Genomic DNA, 18,723 nt, shown 5'->3' with positions numbered 1-18,723 from the left:
ACCTTTGGATCGATCGGGGTACCAATGGCCCGACCTGCCCCTTTGACGGCGGCTGCGGCCAAAGGTTTCAGCGGATAGGCGAAAAAGACGGCGCTGGCCCGCGCCGCCCCCCTCTGCCACAATTGGGCCAAGGGGGATTTGCGATGAACATTCTTTTCATCATGTATGATCAATTGCGTTTTGATTATCTGAGTTGCGCGGGCCACCCCCATCTGCACACACCCAACTTTGACAGGGTGGCCGCAAGGGGGGTGCGGTTCACGAATGCCTATGTGCAATCGCCGATCTGTGGCCCCAGCCGGATGAGCATCTATACCGGGCGCTATGTCTCCTCCCACGGGGCTGCGTTTAACAACTTTCCTTTGCGGGTGGGTGAGCCGACGTTGGGCGATCACCTGCGCCGTGCCGGGATGGCGTGCTGGCTGATCGGCAAGACCCATATGAATGCCGATGCCGACGGGATGGCGCGGCTTGGCCTGACACCCGACAGCGTGATCGGCGCGCGGCAGGCCGAATGCGGGTTCGATGTCTGGACCCGCGATGACGGGCTTTGGGCAGAGGGCCCGGACGGACTCTATGATCCCAAGCCATCCCCCTATAACGCCTATCTGAAATCCCGCGGTTATGGTGGCACGAACCCCTGGGCCGACTATGCCAATGCCGGGGTTCAGGACGGACAAAAACGCTCAGGCTGGATGTTCGACAATGCCGACCACCCCGCCAATATCCGCGAGGAGGATAGCGAGACACCGTGGCTGACAGGCGAAGCGATCCGGTTCATCGATCAGGCCGAGGGGCCGTGGTGCGCCCATGTCAGCTATATCAAGCCGCACTGGCCCTATATCGTACCCGCCCCCTATCACGCGATGTATGACCGCACCCATGTTCCGGCTGCCAAGCGCCACGAGATTGAACGCGAGGATCCGCATCCCGTCTATCGCGCCTATATGGACGGCGCAGTGGCCCGGGCCTTTCAGCAAGATGCGGTGCGTGACAAGGTCATCCCCGCCTATATGGGCCTGATAAAGCAATGCGATGATCAGCTGGGCCGATTGCTGGATCATCTGGAGCAGACGGGCCGGATGGCCGATACGATGATCGTCCTGACCTCGGACCACGGCGATTATCTGGGAGATCACTGGCTGGGCGAAAAGGATCTGTTCCACGAGCCATCGGTGAAGGTGCCGCTGGTCATCTACGACCCGCGGGCGGAGGCGAATGCCACACGGGGCACCACCTGCGCCGCATTGGTCGAGGCGATAGATCTTGCCCCCACATTCATACAGGTCGCGGGCGGCGAGGCGGCGCCCCATATCGTGGAAGGTCGCAGTCTGTTGCCCTATCTGCACGCTCTGCCGGTGACGGATCGGCCCTTTGCCATCAGTGAATACGACTTTTCCGCCACGGGGGCTTGCGCGGCGCTGGGGCTGGCGCCGCGCGATGCGCGCCTTTTTATGGTGTTCGATGGCCGCTACAAACTGATCCATGCCGAAGGCGGGTTTCGCCCCATGCTGTTCGATCTGCAGACCGATCCGGATGAATTCCACGACCTGGCCAAGGGTCAGGCCCATCAGGCACAGATTGACCGGCTTTATGGCCATCTGGCCACGTGGAGCCGCCGCCAATCCCAACGGATCACCCGATCTGATGCCCAGATTGTGGCGGGTCGCGGCGCCTCTGCCCGAAAGGGTATTTTGATGTTCCTGAAAGATGGCTCCGAGGTTCCGCAGGAATTAACCCAAGCCTATCGCGGGCCCATCGACCGGGACTACACCCGATCCGATTAAAGCAAAGGTTTGTGCAGATAATAAAGCGGCACGGTGCCATCGCAATTCGGCAAGCTGCCAGACACGGCGTAATCCTGTTTTTCATAAAGCCGCCTGGCCGCCTCGTTTCGGGTTTCCAGATGGATCCGGTCGCATTGCTCTTGGCTGGCCCTGTCCTCGACCCGGGCCAAAAGGCGGCTGGCGATGCCCGCGCCCCGGTGCTGTTCGGCCACCCAAAGCTGTGACACATGAACAGATCTGCGACAGATCTCCCCACGACGTCCGGTGGTCAGGCCGCCATCCTCCTCCCGGATAGAAAACAGGATTGTCCGGTAGTCACCTTCCCGTAGAGCCTGACCCGCAGCGGCCAAATGGTCGTGCAGACGGGCGCCGAGGTCAGCGAGGGCCGGGCTGTGCAGGTTGATCTGCATGGCCGCGCAATCCTTGTGAAACTCACCCGGACGAGATCGAAGCGTGGCCATTCGGCGTCAAGCCCCACCAGACGGCAGAAACGGCAATGTCACGACGATCAACACAGCCCGGAATCCGATCTCCAGCGTTCCGGTGATGGGCTGGCTACCTTCCAACGCGCCCCAGATACGGACCGCGACCATGAACACGCGAAACAGGGTGAAGAATTCCAGCGGCACATGCAGACCTGTTCCGTCAATGCCAGCGCGCAGGCAGAACAGGTTGCTCACCCCCCCCGCAGCCGCGCAGCAGGTCGAGCCCGAAATTGAACATCGCAACCTCGCTGCCCAGTTCGGCTGCCCGCTTTTCTCACGCTGCTGCGGCAGCGGGATCTTCGGGCCCGGCCAGCCCGTTATCGGCCATCCGGGGCAGCCCTGTCATGGCCTGCGCGCTGTTCATCTGTTCAACCGCTTCTTCGAATATCCGCTTGGCCTCGGCATGCACGCCCGCCGTGGCCGCGCCATAACCCAGCGTATATTCCATCGGATGCGCCTCTCCCATGTTTCAGCCTTTCGAGAGCGCCGCACAATGCCAGTTCTTCGGGATTGTGGGTGCCAAACACGTCGGATGCCATATCGGCGTAGAGTGGCAAGGCGAGGGTGAAAGCGGCAAAAAGGGTTGCGGGTCTGAGCATGGGACCCTCCGGTGACGTGATGCCCCTGATCAGCCGCAACGCGGTCACCTTAGCCGCGGACCCTCTCAATTATGGTGCCTTGTTTCTGGTCCGGGTCGATCTTGCGGCGCAGCGTCAGAATATGCTGATCCAACGCCCGGTTGTTGGGCATGTAATCGCCCTCCACCCCGCATCGTAAAGCGCGTCTTTGGTCAGTACAAAGCGTGGGTTTTCCCGAAAGCAGCTCAGCAATTTCGGGTCCCGCTCTGTCAGATCCCTGGCGCCGCTGGCATCAGCTAGGATGCGCAGGCCAGCATTGATGGTGACGGGTCCAAAGGCAAAGCTGTGCGGATCCGTGGTGGCGGTGTGGGGCCTGCGCGACCGGACACCGATGACAAGGGCAGTGGCCAGGGCCGGGACGATCATCCTAGGTAAAGGTCAGGGACACAACGACAAGAGCGCGCCGCGTTGCGGGACATCAAGTCCCAAACCGGTTGATCACTGCTGCTGCCGCCCACAGGGCCATTACCATCATCATGTATCGCAGCACAGATGCCATGGCCAAACCGTAGGCCCCCGGAACCGCCGCGTGCAATGGTCCGAACGTCCGACCGCTGGTTCAGGTAAACTGTTCGCTGATCAACCGTTCTTCCAACCCGTGCCCTGGATCGAACAGGATGCGATGGGCGATGCTGGCCTCACTTCGGATCGTGACGCGCTGCACGTTCTGGACAGAGCGGCTATCCGCATCGGCATGGACGCGGCGCTTTTCGGGTTCCAGCACGTCGATCACCACCTCCGCCGATTTCGGCAACAGCGCCCCCCGCCAGCGCCGGGGCCGGAAGGCGGCAATCGCCGTCAGCGCCAGCACATCGGACCCGATGGGCACGATCGGGCCATAAGCGGAATAGTTATAGGCGGTCGATCCCGCAGGCGTCGCCACCAGCGCCCCATCGCAGACCAGCTCCGGCATCCGCACCCGGCCATCAACCGCGATCCGCAGTTTTGCCGCCTGCGATCCGGCCCGCAGCAAGGCAACCTCGTTAATGGCCAGCCGTTCATGTTCTGACCCGTCATCGGTCACGGCATGCATATGCAAGGGATTGATCACTTCCTCTTCGGCTTCGGTCAGGCGGTCGGGCAACCCTTCCTCCCGATATTCGTTCATCAAAAAGCCGATGGTCCCGCAATTCATTCCATAAACCGGGATGTCCAGATGCTGCGTGCCGTGGAGCGTTTGCAGCATGAAGCCGTCGCCACCCAAGGCAACGATCACCTCCGCCTCCTCTGGTGCGGTGACCCCATAGGCGGCCCCCAGCGTCCGTTGCGCCGCCTGGGCCACGGGCGTCTCGCTGGCCATAAAAGCTATGTTTCCCATCGTAATCCCCCGCACCCTTTCGGTGTCAGCAGTCTTTGCCCGGCACCCGCGGGAAGGCAAGACCGGCCCAGAACAGGGGTTTCTTTCTTTTGCGCGGCGGGGTTTTGCGCTACATGCCTGCCATCATATGTTGCCGATCAGGAGGAACCGACCCATGAACGCCCCGCACCGCGACGATGGATTTTTCACTCAAAGCCTTGCCGCCCGCGACCCCGAGATCGCCGCAGCCATGGACAAGGAGCTTGGCCGTCAGCGGGACGAGATCGAATTGATCGCGTCGGAAAACATCGTCAGCCAAGCGGTGATGGAAGCCCAAGGCGGCGTCATGACCAACAAATATGCCGAGGGATATCCCGGTCGTCGCTACTATGGCGGCTGCCAATACGTGGATATTGCAGAGCAATTGGCGATCGACCGAGCCAAGCAACTGTTCGGGTGCGACTTTGCCAATGTTCAGCCCAATTCCGGGAGCCAGGCGAACCAGGGCGTGTTCCTGGCGCTGTTGAAACCGGGCGACACGATCCTCGGCATGAGCCTGGATGCCGGTGGCCACCTCACCCACGGGGCCAAGCCCAACCAGTCGGGCAAGTGGTTTAACGCCGTGCAATACGGCGTCAGGCCCGACACGCTGGATATCGATTACGATCAGCTGGCAGCACTCGCGGCAGAGCATAAACCGCAGATGATCATCGCCGGGGGCTCCGCCATCCCACGCCAGATCGATTTTGCCAAATTCCGCGAGATTGCGGACAGCGTCGGGGCCTACCTGCTGGCGGATGTGGCGCATTTCGCAGGTCTGATCGCGGCAGGCGTCTACCCCTCGCCCTTCCCCCATTGCCACGCCGTGACCACGACCACGCATAAAACCCTGCGCGGCCCGCGTGGCGGCATGATCCTGACCGATGACGAGGCGATGGCGAAAAAGTTCAACTCCGCCATTTTCCCCGGCCTCCAGGGTGGGCCATTGATGCATGTCATCGCGGCCAAGGCCGTGGCCTTTGGGGAGGCGCTGCGCCCCGAATTCAAAACATACCAGCAGCAGGTCATCAAGAATGCCCAGGCCATGGGGGCCGGTCTGATGGCAGGCGGGCTCGACATCGTCACAGGTGGCACGGACAGCCATGTTTTGCTGGTCGACCTGCGCCCCAAAGGGGTCAAAGGCAATGCGACGGAGCGGGCGCTCGGCCGCGCCCACATCACCTGCAACAAGAACGGCATCCCCTTCGACACGGAAAAGCCCATGGTGACCAGCGGCGTTCGCCTGGGCAGCCCGGCTGGCACGACCCGTGGCTTTGCCGAGGCAGAGTTTACCCAGATCGCCCAGTGGATCGTCGAAGTTGTCGACGGCCTCGCCGCCAATGGCGAAGACGGCAACGCGGTGGTCGAGGCAAAGGTCCGCGACGAGGTTCTGGCCCTGTGCGCCAACTTCCCGATCTACGCAGATCTCTAGGTCAGGCGACGGTGGGCGTTCGACGCCCACCTCCCAATTACGGTAGCGGATCGTCGAAACGGTCGTGCGGGGCATCCCACCCGCATGGAACGTCGCGGATGACCGACGATATGCGGCTTGTCGGGCTGCGCCGGGCCCACCATTTCTATGGTACGGGGTAACGCACTTTCGAAATCTGCAATCTCGAATCCATCGATATCGTGCTTTGGCGGATCATTCAGGTTCTACTTTGGCAGGCCAAGCGGAGCACAACGGCGCAATACACCCATGTCGCAACCTAACCGATCCGCGACACCGACCGCCCGTACGAGTTTCTGGCGCAACTGCCGGATCGAAGGGCTGAGTGACCGACCCGGGCGTTGCCACGCCCGAAGCTGGAGGTTGCTGACATCTTTCGTACATGTGGTCTTGCCTATCGGCAGGCCCATATTGGGCATTTAAATCTCAGCTAACCGCGCATCGTATTGGCGATTGAGGTCTGCTGTAGGGAGGCGCTCACCGAAGAGCCGACGGCAACCATGCTTTCAACATCGCGCCCAACCTTTTGAACCGGGACTTCGATGTGGATGGGCCCAATCAGAAGTAACCTCTCATCGAAACTGCGTTTCGACTGTCAGGTCATAGGCCGAAGACATCAGCCATGTTTGGACCAGAGAAGGCTGGCTGCAGATCTGCGTGGGCCAGCCAAAGGATGCCTTCAACACACGGATCACGGATCGCCAGCACGGCTTCAAGGTGTCCATGAGTGGCAAAGGTAATTGTTACGACAATGCTGCCGTCGAGACCTTCTTCAAAACCATCAAAGCCGAACTCATTAGGCGACGGTCAGCACTGGGCTGGAAGAGCCTCGCTCCGGGCAGATTGCTTTACAATCGCCTGTCGGACAATGGTCACTTTCTAACGGAGAGTGGCTTAAATCGAGCACCTCGGGCGGCGCGACAACGCGACATGGCCAGATCGCCGAAAGCGCGGGCCTGACCGCCATAACCCATTACCGTCTAGTCCCGTTGGTTAAGGGGATTAAGGCTTTGGCTGGCCATTCCGCCGCGCATCTGGCCGCGGAATGGCCACGTTAAGCAATGGTTTCGGCCCGCCCTGCTTGCCTGCCGGAAAAGATGCAGCCGCCCAGGAACGTCCCCTCCAGGGCGTTATAGCCGTGATACCCGCCGCCGCCAAAGCCTGCGACCTCCCCCGCCGCGAAAAGACCAGGGATCAGCTGACCGGAGGCGTCGAGCATCTGGCTGTTCAGGTCGGTTTGCAGCCCGCCCAGCGTCTTGCGCGTGATGATGTTAAGCTTGACCGCGATCAGCGGGCCATTGGCCGGATCCAGGATGCGGTGGGGTTTGGCCGTGCGCAAAAGCCGGTCACCGCGATAGTTGCGCGCCGCATGGATCGCCATCATCTGCACATCCTTGGAGAATGGATTTTTGATCTGGGCGTCGCGCGCCTCCACCTCCGTCCGGATCTTGGCCACATCCAGCAAGTCATTGCCTTGGACGGCGTTCATGCCCGCGACCAATTCCTCAAGGGTCTTGGCGACAACGAAGTTTTCGCCATGTTCCTTAAAGGCCTCAACCGCCGGGGTGGCCTGTTTGTTCAGCACCCGGTCCTGCAATACGCGTTTCCAGCTTTTGGCCTCCAGATCGGGGTTTTGCTCGGATCCCGATAGCGCGAATTCCTTTTTCACGATGGCTTGTGTGGTGATGAACCAGGAATAATCATAGCCCGTCGCCAGGATCATCTTGAGCGTTCCCAGGCTGTCAAACCCAGGCAAGGCAGGCGGGGCAAAACGGTTTCCCGTCGCGTCGAACCACATCGACGATGGCCCGGGCAGGATGCGGATGCCATGATTGGGCCAGATTGGATCCCAGTTCTTGACCCCTTCGGTATAGTGCCACATCCGGTCGGCATTGATGACATGGCCACCCGCCGCCTGACTGATGCCGACCATGCGACCGTCGACATGGGCAGGCACACCGGAAATCATCTCGGCCGGGGCGGGGCCAAGCCGGTCGGTCGGCCAGGCCTTGCGCACCAGATCGAAATCGCCACCGATCCCGCCAGAAGTCACCAAAACGCTCGCCGCACGCAGCTCAAAATCACCCACGATATCGCGGTTGGTCTTGTGTCCCCGCGGGGACAGGTCCTCGGCCAGCACTTCACCGCTGACCCCTTTGGCCGCGCCATTCTCCATGATGATATGCGAACAGCGGTGGCGAAATTTCAGCGTGATCCGCCCCGATTTGGCATGGTCGCGCACCCGCCGCTCAAACGGTTCCTGCGTGCCAGGGCCGACGCCCCAGGTCAGATGAAAGCGCGGCACCGAATTGCCGTGGCCCGAGGCGAAGGCGCCGCCCCGCTCGGCCCAGCCGACAATCGGGAACCAGCGCATCCCCAAACCGTGGAGCCAACCGCGCATGCCCCCGGCCGAGAAATCAATAAAGGCTTCGGCCCATTTGCGGGGCCAGTGGTCTTCGTCCCGGTCGAACTGCGCTGATCCCATCCAGTCGGACATCGCCAGTTCGCGGCTGTCAACGATGCCCATGCGGCGCTGTTCGGGGCTGTTGACCAGCATCAGCCCGCCAAGGGACCAAAAGGCCTGCCCCCCCAAAAAATGATCGGGCTCCTGGTCGATCAGGCTGACGGATTTGCCCCGGTCGGCCAGTTCTGCCGCGGCCACCAGACCGGCCAGGCCCCCGCCGACCACGATGACATCCGCCTGTTCCATGGGATCCTCCAGTTGCGCGTACCCGTCAGTCCAGCCGACGGAACCACAGAATGGCGGGCAAGACGACCAGATACATCAAAATTCCGTAGACGGCGGCGGGCAAGGCAAAGGCCGTGAACGCCTGCTGCCCGCCGATCAGGGCCGCGACGGTGATGCCCAGGGTCGAATTCTGAATGCCGGTTTCGATAGAGATTGTCTTGGCCTCCATCACGGTGCGGCGCAGCATGGCGGGTACCAGAAAGCCGATAATCAGCAGCACCGCGATCAGGCAGGTGATGGCAGGGCCCAGGCTGGGCAGGTTCTGGACGAACAGCGCCCAGTTCGACGCGAGGGCCGCCAGAACAATCAGCACGAACAGGCCGGTGGCGATGCGCGACAGGATCGGTTCACCCCGCGCCATGGGGCCGGGCAATGCCGCCCGCAGGCCGAGGCCCAACAGGACCGGCACCACCGTCAGCGCGAACATGGTGACCGCCGTGCCGGTGATGCTGATCGATGTGGCCGATGCCTCCATGAAATACCCGAACGCGAAGCCCAAGATCAGGGGCACGGTCAGCATGCTGGTCAGGCTGATCACGGCGGTCAAGGACACGGACAATGCCACATCCGCCTTTGACAGTCGCGCGATCACGTTGCTGGTCACGCCGCCAGGGCACGCCGCCAGGATCATGAACCCGACCGCCAGTTCGCCGCTGATCCCAAAGGCGAGGATGACCCCGAATGTGACGACCGGGATCAGAATGATCTGGCACAGGGCTCCGGTCAGAAAGGCAACGGTGCGACGCAGGACCCGTAGAAAATCGTCTGGGACCAGCCCAACGCCCAATGAAAACATGATAAAGGCAAGGCCCAGCGGCAGGACCACCGACACCAGAATGTCCATCACTCTCTCTCCCGTCCGCGGATCCGCTTGCTCTGACCGGCCAGCTTGGCCTCTTTTGTAGACTGCGGGCTGATCGTTGTCACGGCGGACGGATCAGGCAGGTAGGTTCTCTTTCAGGTAGATGTCGATGCGAATACGTTCTTGGGTCGGGTTGAACGGGACGCCATCGACATTGGCGCGCAGCACCCGGACGGCAGAGCGCACCAGATGCCCCCGGTCCTGGTTGATCACCGCGTCGAACACCCCGTCCCGCAAAGCGCGCCGGGCCATGGGGGTCAATTCATGGGCCACGACGACCGGCCCCTTGCCCGGCGCCGATTGAGACAGATACTGGATCAAACCGGCATGGTCGGCGGCTGAGGCATAGATGCCGACCAGATCGGGGTAGCTGTCAAACGCGCGGGTGAGCAGATCGTTGATGAGCGCCGGATCGTCCCGCCCTTCGACCGAGGCGACGACCTGCTGACCGGGAAACTCATCGGCCATGACCAGATCAAACCCCTGCCGCCGCTCCAGGTGATCCCGCGCCAGGCGCGATCCGGTCAGGACCAACACGGTGCCCTGTATCCGCAGGAACCGGCCCATCAACTGCGCCGCGGTGCGTCCGGCGGCCAGGTTGTCGATGCCCACGAAATGATCCCGGTCCGAGCTTGGCAGGTCCGACACCAGCGCCACCACAGCCACGCCCCGCGCCCTGATCCGGCGCACGGCATCGCGGATCGACGGCGTCTCGGGCCCGAAAAGAGCGATACCGTCAACCTCATGCGGATCAACGGCATCCAAGGCCGCCACGATCTGTTGCGGATCAAAGGGCGTGGCCTTGGCAACCCGCAACTGCGTGCGGTCAAGGGCGAGCTTCTGGGACTGGTCCCGAATAGCCTCTTCCAGCCCGGCCACAAATTCGCTGCCCGTGGCAGGCAGGATGAAAAGGATCGTGTAGACCCGTTTGCGCGCCAGATTGGCGGCCGCCGTGTCGCGGATGTAGCCCAGCGTATCAATAGCGGTCTGGACCTTTGCGATGGTCACCTTGCGCACGCCGGGGCGATCATTCAGCACCCGGTCGACGGTGGCGAGGCTGACACCGGCCACCCGCGCGATATCGTTCACCGTAGGCTTGCCCGCAGCCTCCGCTTGGTCCCTGGTGGCGATGGCGTCAGCCCTCCGCCATTTCGCGGGCCAGGCCCTCGAACAAAAGGGCGACGGCCTCTGCGCCCGGGTCATTGTGGCCCTTCAGGTTTTCCTCGGGCACATAGGCCGCGCGCCCCGCCTTGGCCCGGTGGATATGAGCCGTGTGATCGGCCCCTTGGCGGGCCGCCTTGGCGGCAGCGGTGATCCCGTCAGGTAAGGCCGTCAAAGCAGGCGACAGCGCGTCGATCATGGTGCGGTCGCCAACCTGTGCGCCGCCAACCTCGCTGACCCGGGCCAACCCTTCTTGCAGCGCGGCATGGATCGAGGCGCCGTTGGCGCAGGCATCGCCTGTCGCGTTAAAGAAAATTGCTAGGATGACACCGGAAGAGCCGCCCATGGTCTGGCTCAACTCATTGCCCAAGGCCGGGAAAAGCTGGGTCAGGTCAGCCAGCGGCATCCGGTCCAACCCACCTTTTAAAGCGCGCGCTGCGGTGGCGAGGGTCGCGCCCGTGTCGCCATCGCCGGATTTCGCATCAAGCTCATTCAACTTGGGTTCGGCGGCGATCAGCAAGTCGGCGACCTTTTCAATGGTCCCGCGGGCCCGGTCATTGTGCGAGGCGATGGGGGCGATGGGCGTCAACCCGTCGGGCATCGGCATCACAGGGACCGGCACCACCTGGTGCAGGCCGGGCCAGGCGGCCATGGGGACCGGCGCGGCCAAGGCATCCTGCTCGGCCGCGTCGGCCTCCAGGACCGAGATCGAAAAGCCGTGCATATCCAGCGACGTCATCATCGCAGCCGGGCCGATGATGTGACCAATCGCGCCGGTTTCGGTCAAGGCATGGGTGAGCACCGACATCTCCAGCGGCGTGGTCGAGCCAAGGTTGTTGACCAGCGCGACCGCCGTGCCGCCGGTCAGATGGGGCGCCAGTCGCTCGGTGACCATCGTCACGGCAGAACGCGCATCGACGAAAGCCACCTGCTGCACCCCCGGTTCGCCGTGGATGCCCAGACCCAGTTCGGCCTTGCCAGCCGCGATGCGTTCTTCCTTGGGGGAACCGGGAATGGTGCAGGTGTCGAGGCTCATCCCGATGGAGACGATCTTGCCGATGACCTGCTTGGCGGCGGCAGTCACCGTGGCCAGATCCTTGCCCTGTTCGGCCTGGGCTCCCGCGACCTTGTGGACAAAAAGCGTGCCAGCCACGCCGCGCGGTTGGGGCAGGTCGGGCAAGGCGATGTCATCATCGACCACCACCATCTCCACCTTGCGGCCCAGGGCGCGGGCGCGTTCCGCGGCGAGGCCAAAGTTGAGGCGGTCGCCGGTGTAGTTCTTAACGATCAGGAGGCACCCGGCCTCTCCCGTGACGGCCAGGATGCCCGCCAGCACGGCGTCGACGGAGGGGGAGGCAAAAACCTCCCCACAAACCGCCGCTGTCAGCATGCCGGGGCCCACGAAACCAGCATGGGCGGGTTCATGCCCCGACCCGCCGCCCGAGATCAGGGCGACGCGGGATTTATCCCAATCGGCGCGGCAGACGACCTTGATATGGGGGTAGCCATCGAGGCGGGACAAAGCCCCGCCCGCGGCCGCCAACAGGCCGTCTATGGCCTCGGTCACGAGGTTTTCCTTGGCATTGATGAACTGCGCCATCCGTCCCTCCCTACTGGATGCGGTCCCCGCCCGCATCAAAGTAAAGCGGGTCTTTGGGGCTAATTTTTAGTGTCATGTCAGGGGTATAGTCGCGCCCGTCCTGGGCCAGCGTCGTCACGGCATGGCCCTGCAGATCGACATGAAGGCGGGTTTGATCGCCCAGATGTTCGGCACGGATCACCCGGGCCTCCGCCCCGTCGCCCTCGGTAATGTTCTCGGGCCGCAAGCCGATTTGCGGCCCTTTGTGGCTGCCGCCAAACAGACCGGAGGGCAGGATATTGATGCGCGGCAGGCCCAGGCGGCTGGCGACATAGATGCTGTTCGGATCCTCATAAATCTGGCGCGGGGTGCCGTATTGGACCAGCTTGCCGTCCTGCAAGACGCCGACATGGGTGGCCATTGTCATCGCCTCGACCTGGTCATGGGTGACGTAAAGCAGCGTCGAGCCAAGATCGGCCTGAATGCGTTTCAACTCCACCCGCAGGTCCGCGCGCAACTTGGCATCCAGGGAGCTAAGGGGTTCATCCATAAGGTAAATCGACGGATCCCGGACCAAGGCGCGACCGATGGAGACGCGCTGCATCTCGCCCCCCGAAAGCTCGGTCGCTTTGTTGTCGAGCTTGTGGGGGATCTGCAGGATCTCGGCGATCTGGCTGACCTTGCGCGCGATCTCATCCTCTGGCGTCTTGAGGATCGGGGAGCGCAAGGGAAAGGCCAGATTGTCCCGCACGCTGAGATGCGGGTAAAGCGAATATTGCTGGAACACCATCGCCACGTCGCGCTGCGCGGGTGTCAGGCCGTCCACTGCATGGCCGCCGATAGTGATTTGGCCCTGATCCAGTTTCTCAAGGCCGGAAATCAGGCGGAGTGTCGTGGTCTTTCCGGCCCCGGTGGGGCCCAGCAAAACGACGAATCCGCCATCCGGTATGGTCATGGATATCCCATCCACTGCCTGTGTTGCGCCAAATGCCTTGGATACGTTCGCAAGCGTGACCTCAGCCATGGGCGAGCACCCCTTCGTTCAGTTCAGAGCGCAGGGCGCGACCACTGGGTTTGTCAAAGATCGTGACGGTGCCGGGTTTGAAGTTTAGCCCCACCTTTTCGCCCGTTTTCACCGGTTGGTTGGCGGGAATGCGCGCCTTGACGTGACCATTGGGCGTGTTGAGCGTAACGATCTGGGTGGTACCCAGGTATTCGGCGGCCAGCACCTCCCCCCGGTAGGTGCCGGTATCGCTGAGGGTGATGTTTTCAGGCCGTACGCCAAAGACCAGATCGCCCGCGCCGCTTTCGCGCAAAGCGGGGATTGTCGCCTCCATCTCGCCCAGTCGCGCCGTGGTGGCCCCGGGCGCAAGCTGTTGTTGGAACGGGAGAAAGTTCATGGCAGGTGAGCCGATGAAATTCGCCACAAACATGGTGGCTGGCGTGTCATAGACCTGTTTCGGGGTGCCAAATTGTTCGACCACGGCGTTGTTCATCACGACGATCTTGTCGCCCATCTGCATCGCCTCTAGCTGGTCATGGGTGACATAGACGGTGGTGGCGCCCATCCGGTCATGGAGGGCGCGCAACTCTTCGGCCATGTGTTCGCGAAATTCGGCATCAAGCGCGCCGAGCGGTTCATCCATCATGAAAGCCTTGGGGTCGCGCACAATGGCCCGGCCCAAGGCAACACGCTGCCGATCCCCGCCGGACAAGCCTCCCACGGGACGGTTCAGAATGTCGGTGATCCCAAGGATTTGCGCGACCTCATCAATCTTGGCCTTCACATCGGCGCGCGCCATGCCTTGGCTGACCAGCGGATAGCTCAGATTTTTGCGAACATTCATATGCGGGTAAAGCGCAAACATCTGGAAAACAAAGGCGATATCGCGTTGGGAAGGCGGCCTTTGGCTGATCTCTTCGCCATCCAGATAGATCTCACCTGAGGTGGGCAGTTCCAGCCCCGCGATCATGCGCAAGGTCGTGGTCTTGCCGCAGCCAGAGGGGCCTAGCAGCATGAAGAACTCACCGTCCTGGATGGTGAAGCTGGATTCCTTGACGGCGACAAAATCGCCGAATTCCTTGCGGACATTTTTGATAACGATTTCAGCCATATCAGAGGAATTGCCCCACACGCAAAAGGTTGCCATCCGGGTCAAGGATCGCCAGTTCGCGCATGCCCCACTCCTTATCCTCCACCGGATGGTACCGGGGGATGCCGTTCGCCGGAAGGTCAAGCGTTTTCAGATGGTTATCCAGCTTGTCGACATCCGTCGTGCGGATGTAAACGCCATGGTCGCTGTCATAGGGTTTTTGGTCTGGATGGCCGAAAAAATGGACCTCGATCTCGTCCATACGCAGGATCATGTAGCCGTGATCAGACCAGCGGCCGGTCTCTTCAAATCCGATTTTCGTATAGAACGCAGAGGTTTGGTCGAAGTCACGGCTGGGCAGGATGGCGGATGTCGCTTTGAGCATGGTTCAATCTCCTTCAGGGAAATGGCTGACGATAATGAACAGTACCGTGCCAATCAGTGTCACGATGAAGGAATAGGTGAAAAGCCAAAGCACGAAGGGCTGCATCAGCATGAACACGCCGAGGGCGATGAGGAGTGTCGCCACAAGCTCCCACGGGCGACGGCGCAGGCGGATCAAGCCAGTCAGAAACCTGCCCATGATACGCCCCTGTTTTGCTGGATGGAGGCGATGCGCCCAGCATGCACAACCGATATGTATCGCGTATTTGTGGGATGCAGCTTTTTCATTTGCGCACCGCCCCGAAAGTGATCCCGCGCAGCAGGTGCTTGCGCAGCAGGATGGTGAAGATCATGACCGGCAGCAGGAAGATCGTGGCACCGGCAGCGACCGCAGGCCAGTCGAGCCCGCCGACCCCGATGATGGTCGGAATGAACGGCGGTGCGGTTTGCGCCGTGGCGGAGGTCAGCAAAACCGAGAAGGCATATTCGTTCCAGGCAAAGATCAGGCAGAAAATCGCGGTGGAGGCGATGCCCGTGGCGGCCTGCGGCAGCACAACCTTGTAGAAGGCTTGGAACCGGGTGTAGCCGTCGATCAGCGCTGCCTCTTCATATTCGCGCGGGATCTCGTCAATGAAACCCTTCAACAGCCAGACCGCGAGGGAGATATTGACGGCCGTATAGAGCAGTATCATCCCCAGATGCGTGTCCGACAGGCCAAGGTTGCGGTACATCAGAAAGATCGGGATGGCGACGGCGATGGGCGGCATCATCCGGGTGCTGAGGATGAAGAACAGCAGGTCATCGGCCAGGGGGATCTTGAACCGGCTGAACGCATAGGCCGCGAGTGTGCCCAGGAAGACTGACAGGAAGGTCGAGCCAAACCCGATGATGACGGAATTTAAGAAGCGTTCGCCAAATTTGGACGGCCCCGCGATCACCATGTTCCGTTCGCGCACAATCTCATCATACCAAGTGGCCGGGGGCGGCAGGGCCTCTAGCGCGTCTGGCGTCACGCGGGTTCGGGTTGTGAAGAGGTTCACGTAACCTTCGAGGGATGGCTCGAAAATCACCTTGGGCGGGTAAGAGATAGAGTCGGGCGGTGTCTTGAACCCTGTCATCATGATCCAGGCGAGCGGGACCATGGTGATCAGTGCATAAAGGATGACAAGCGATCCAGCGACCCATTTGGCCCGCGACGATGGTTCGGTGATGGAATGGGCGCTCATCTTTCTTTCACCTTGTTCAGGGCCTTCACGTAGATCGAGGCTAGGCCAAAGACGGTCACAAAGAGGATGATCGCATAGGCGGACGCATAGCCGGTGCGCCATTTCTCGAACGCCTCCCGCTTGAGATTGATCGAGGTCAGTTCGGTCGTGGAGCCGGGGCCGCCACCGGTGAGTTGCACCACCAGGTCGAACATCTTGAAATTCTCGATCCCGCGGAACAGCACGGCCAGCATCAGGAAGGGCAGGACCATGGGGATGGTGATGGTAAAGAATTGTCGGAGCTTTGAGGCGCGGTCGATCTCGGCTGCCTCATAGATGTAGTCTGGGATCGATCTGAGCCCTGCAAGACAGATCAACATCACAAACGGTGTCCACATCCAGGTGTCCACGATGACGATGGACCAAGGGGCAAGATCAACGGACCCCAGCATCTCAAAACTCGATGGCTCCGCCCCGGTGAACCACGTGATGATGTAGTTAAAGAGCCCGATTTGCGGCTGATAGAGGAACTTCCAGAAATTGCCGACAACGGCCGGCGACAGCATCATCGGTAGCACGATGATCGTGGTCCAAAGGTCGTTGCCCTTGAACTTCTTGTTGATCAGCCAAGCCAGGGTGAACCCGATCAGCACCTGAAAGAAGATCGTCCAAAACAGGAAATGCGCCGTGGCCTGCATGTTCAGCCAGATGTCGCTGTCGGTCAGGATGCGCTCGTAATTGCGAAAGCCGACATTCTTGATCTCGCGCCCGATCCGATTGGCTTTGTAGTTGGTAAAGCTCAGCTGAATGGTCCAAATCAGCGGAAAGATATTAATCGCAAGCAGCAAAAAGATCGTAGGCGCCACAAAAATCCAAGCGATCGCCCGGTCCGATAGGCCGCGGATCTTGCGGGCCATTCCGGGCGGGGTCGCTTTGGCCGCGTGGGCGATAGGGGTGTCAGCCATGGGGCACAGGTTCCCTGGGGCCTGGCGGACCAGATCCACCAGGCCAATTGGAGAATGATGTGGCGGGGGGTTTCCCCCGCCTCCTTTGGATTAGAGCTTGCCTTCGTCCTCAAAGACTTCGGTCCAGTCTTCGATCAGAAGGTCAAGTGCCTCCTTGGCAGTGCCCTGATCGGCCACCACGTAATCATGGACGCGCTTTTGCATGGCGAGCAGCAATTCCGCATAGGCCGGCTCTTGCCAAAAGTCCTGCACCGCTTCCATGGCGACCAGGAAATCCCCAGCGAAGGGGGCGCTATCGGCAAAACCCGGATCGTTCAGCACCGAATTGTGGGCCGAATAGCCACCGACAGACCACCATTTGGCCTGCACCTCAGGCTGGGCAAACCACTTGATGTATTCCAAGGCTGCATCCTGTTTATCGGAATAGGACACGACCGAGATCCCCTGCCCGCCCAAGGTCGAGCCCGCTTGGTTTTGCGGGGGATTGACGAAGAAATCAATCTTGTCGCCACCCGTATTCGGATCGGCATAGAGGCCCGGGAAGAACGCGAACCAGTTCATCGCCATGGCGACCTGGCCGGATTTGAACGCATCCAAGCTCTCACCCATATAGCTGTTGGTGTAGCCCGGTGGTGTCGCTGTCTGGTAGAACTCCTTGTAAAACTCCAGCGCCTCCACAGCCTCGGGGGAATTCACGGCACCCTCCATATCGTAGGAACCTGGCGTGTTTTCGTATTTGAACCCCCAGGGGTACAAAGCCGAGGTGACACCCATCGTGATCCCTTCGGACCCACGCTCGGTAAAGATCGAGGCCCCGTAGACGGTTTTGCCATCGATTTCCCGACCCTGGAAAAACTGCGCGATCTGCAGCATTTCCTTTTGGCTCTCGGGTTCGCGCAGATCCTCGCCCGTGGCTTCTTTGTAAGCGGCCTGGATATCTTCGCGCTCGAACCAATCCTTGCGATAGAACCAGCCATTGGCGTCACCCATGGCGGGCAACGCGTAATAGTTGGGGCTGCCTTTGGGCCAGGTCGAATAGGCATAGACGGTGGCGGGCGCGAAATCGTCCATCGAGATGCCAGCGCTGTCGAAGAAATCATTCAGCTTGACGTAATGGCCATTCTCGGCCCCCCCGCCGATCCATTGGCTGTCACCGATCAGCAGATCACACAGTTTGCCGCCAGAGTTCAGTTCGTTCAGCATCCGGTCGGCGAAGTTGGGCCACGGGATGAATTCAAAATTCATGTTGTGGCCGCTTTCAGCCTCGAACTCCTTGGACAACTCGACCAAAGCATTTGCCGGATCCCAAGCCGCCCAGCACAGGGTGAGATCGTCGGCAGAGGCCGTCGATGCGACCGATGCCGCAGCAATAGACAGCGCGCTCGCTGTCGCGAGATTAAACCGTTTCATGTGTCCTCCCATGGATCTTTTTGCGCGACTCGCCAAAGCGATCCGCGATGTTTGATAACGCTAGCGGAGGGGTATCGGATCTGTCCAGACATTTCTGAGGTGCGTACCTCATCTCAACGACAAACTAATCTAACCCCCTGATAGACCGGAAATAAATCTATCGAACGACGAAGACAGATTGCGGCGCGTGGCGGGCAACGCGAGCCGCATTGGGGCCGATCAGGTAGTCTTTCAACTCTGGCCGGTGGGCCCCAATGACGATGCAGGTCGCGCCCAGCTTGGCCGCAGCGCGCAGGATCTGGTCGTAGATCGTGCCATGGGTGACATGCAGGTTTTCGGCTGGGAGCCCTTCAAGCGCCATGGAGGCAAAATCGGCGAGCGCGCGGCGTGCCTCTGCCTCCATCCGGTCCGCATGTTCAGGTCCGAGGTAATTGCCTACAATGGACATACCGCTGCCGGGAATAACGTTGATCGCGTGCAGCTCTGCCTGCTGCATTCGGGCCAGGCCCGCGGCCATTTCGGCCACGCGGCGCGCGCCGCCCAGATCATTCAGATCGATCGCTACGAGGGTTTTGCCGAGCATGGGTGAGCGCCTCCCTTGGGCACCGTCCTGGTCATG

Annotated in this window: 19 protein-coding genes and 2 pseudogenes; 3 read left to right on the top strand and 18 right to left on the bottom strand. The window is 61.1% G+C overall.

Annotated features, from left to right (window positions below; translation table 11 throughout):
• The first annotated feature begins 143 nt into the window (after positions 1-143).
• Entirely contained in the window at positions 144-1,787 is a 1,644-nt protein-coding gene (locus tag IU397_RS12580) for a sulfatase-like hydrolase/transferase (protein WP_204414023.1), read from the top strand.
• Here IU397_RS12580 and IU397_RS12575 read toward each other — a convergent pair.
• The 6 genes from IU397_RS12575 to IU397_RS12550 form a co-directional block, all read right to left on the bottom strand.
• On the bottom strand, positions 1,784-2,248 hold the full coding sequence (locus IU397_RS12575; protein WP_204414022.1) for an N-acetyltransferase: 465 nt from the start codon (positions 2,246-2,248) through the stop codon (positions 1,784-1,786). The genes IU397_RS12580 and IU397_RS12575 overlap by 4 nt on opposite strands.
• Positions 2,249-2,254: 6 nt before the next feature.
• Positions 2,255-2,467, bottom strand: coding sequence for a hypothetical protein (locus IU397_RS12570; RefSeq protein ID WP_204414021.1), 213 nt, complete (start codon positions 2,465-2,467; stop codon positions 2,255-2,257).
• A 79-nt stretch (positions 2,468-2,546) separates the two neighbouring features.
• Positions 2,547-2,738, bottom strand: coding sequence for a hypothetical protein (locus IU397_RS12565; protein WP_204414020.1), 192 nt, complete (start codon positions 2,736-2,738; stop codon positions 2,547-2,549).
• 182 nt (positions 2,739-2,920) lie between these two features.
• Positions 2,921-3,022, bottom strand: coding sequence for a winged helix-turn-helix domain-containing protein (locus IU397_RS23900; RefSeq protein ID WP_204414018.1), 102 nt, complete (start codon positions 3,020-3,022; stop codon positions 2,921-2,923).
• The gene (locus tag IU397_RS12555) at positions 2,986-3,276 is read right to left on the bottom strand and encodes a response regulator transcription factor (protein ID WP_204414166.1); all 291 of its coding nucleotides are present in this window, start codon (positions 3,274-3,276) and stop codon (positions 2,986-2,988) included. Before IU397_RS12555 ends, IU397_RS23900 begins: the two co-directional genes overlap by 37 nt.
• 193 nt (positions 3,277-3,469) lie before the next feature.
• The gene (locus IU397_RS12550) at positions 3,470-4,228 is read right to left on the bottom strand and encodes an NAD kinase (RefSeq protein ID WP_204414016.1); all 759 of its coding nucleotides are present in this window, start codon (positions 4,226-4,228) and stop codon (positions 3,470-3,472) included.
• A gap of 154 nt (positions 4,229-4,382) precedes the next feature.
• On the opposite strand from IU397_RS12550, the gene glyA reads away from it, so the two are divergent.
• Complete coding sequence (gene glyA / locus IU397_RS12545) at positions 4,383-5,678, top strand: serine hydroxymethyltransferase (RefSeq protein ID WP_204414014.1); 1,296 nt, start codon at positions 4,383-4,385, stop codon at positions 5,676-5,678.
• Positions 5,679-6,186: 508 nt separating this feature from the next.
• Positions 6,187-6,656, top strand: a pseudogene (locus IU397_RS12540) (hypothetical protein); the annotation flags it as partial.
• A 94-nt stretch (positions 6,657-6,750) separates the two neighbouring features.
• Here IU397_RS12540 and IU397_RS12535 read toward each other — a convergent pair.
• The 12 genes and pseudogenes from IU397_RS12535 to IU397_RS12480 all read right to left on the bottom strand — a co-directional run bounded on the left by IU397_RS12535 (position 6,751) and on the right by IU397_RS12480 (position 18,687).
• Positions 6,751-8,406, bottom strand: coding sequence for an FAD-binding dehydrogenase (locus IU397_RS12535; RefSeq protein WP_204414012.1), 1,656 nt, complete (start codon positions 8,404-8,406; stop codon positions 6,751-6,753).
• A 25-nt stretch (positions 8,407-8,431) separates the two neighbouring features.
• Positions 8,432-9,298, bottom strand: a pseudogene (locus IU397_RS12530) (bile acid:sodium symporter family protein); the annotation flags it as partial.
• 84 nt (positions 9,299-9,382) lie between these two features.
• The gene (locus tag IU397_RS12525; protein WP_370541675.1) at positions 9,383-10,396 is read right to left on the bottom strand and encodes a LacI family DNA-binding transcriptional regulator; all 1,014 of its coding nucleotides are present in this window, start codon (positions 10,394-10,396) and stop codon (positions 9,383-9,385) included.
• 46 nt (positions 10,397-10,442) lie between these two features.
• Entirely contained in the window at positions 10,443-12,068 is a 1,626-nt protein-coding gene (locus IU397_RS12520) for a dihydroxyacetone kinase subunit DhaK (RefSeq protein ID WP_204414006.1), read from the bottom strand.
• Between the two features lie 10 nt (positions 12,069-12,078).
• Positions 12,079-13,071, bottom strand: a complete 993-nt coding sequence (locus IU397_RS12515; RefSeq protein WP_204414004.1) for an ABC transporter ATP-binding protein — start codon at positions 13,069-13,071, stop codon at positions 12,079-12,081.
• Positions 13,064-14,161, bottom strand: a complete 1,098-nt coding sequence (locus tag IU397_RS12510) for an ABC transporter ATP-binding protein (protein WP_204414002.1) — start codon at positions 14,159-14,161, stop codon at positions 13,064-13,066. The genes IU397_RS12515 and IU397_RS12510 overlap by 8 nt, the downstream gene beginning before the upstream one ends.
• A 1-nt stretch (position 14,162) precedes the next feature.
• Complete coding sequence (locus tag IU397_RS12505; protein WP_204413999.1) at positions 14,163-14,525, bottom strand: VOC family protein; 363 nt, start codon at positions 14,523-14,525, stop codon at positions 14,163-14,165.
• Between the two features lie 3 nt (positions 14,526-14,528).
• Positions 14,529-14,723 carry a hypothetical protein gene (locus IU397_RS12500; protein ID WP_204413997.1) on the bottom strand — a complete coding sequence of 65 codons (195 nt, stop codon included), beginning with the start codon at positions 14,721-14,723 and terminating at the stop codon, positions 14,529-14,531.
• A gap of 85 nt (positions 14,724-14,808) precedes the next feature.
• Positions 14,809-15,750, bottom strand: a complete 942-nt coding sequence (locus tag IU397_RS12495; RefSeq protein ID WP_204413995.1) for a carbohydrate ABC transporter permease — start codon at positions 15,748-15,750, stop codon at positions 14,809-14,811.
• Positions 15,747-16,694, bottom strand: a complete 948-nt coding sequence (locus IU397_RS12490; RefSeq protein ID WP_204413993.1) for a carbohydrate ABC transporter permease — start codon at positions 16,692-16,694, stop codon at positions 15,747-15,749. The genes IU397_RS12495 and IU397_RS12490 overlap by 4 nt, the downstream gene beginning before the upstream one ends.
• 90 nt (positions 16,695-16,784) lie before the next feature.
• Positions 16,785-18,104, bottom strand: a complete 1,320-nt coding sequence (locus tag IU397_RS12485; protein WP_204413991.1) for an ABC transporter substrate-binding protein — start codon at positions 18,102-18,104, stop codon at positions 16,785-16,787.
• 157 nt (positions 18,105-18,261) lie between these two features.
• Complete coding sequence (locus IU397_RS12480) at positions 18,262-18,687, bottom strand: universal stress protein (protein WP_204413990.1); 426 nt, start codon at positions 18,685-18,687, stop codon at positions 18,262-18,264.
• Between the last annotated feature and the right edge of the window lie 36 nt (positions 18,688-18,723).

Source organism: Actibacterium sp. 188UL27-1 (assembly GCF_016901225.1).
In the GTDB taxonomy this organism is placed as follows: Bacteria; Pseudomonadota; Alphaproteobacteria; order Rhodobacterales; family Rhodobacteraceae; genus 188UL27-1.
Note: the sequence above shows the minus strand (reverse complement) of the source record. Positions and strands in the feature narration are given on the sequence as shown.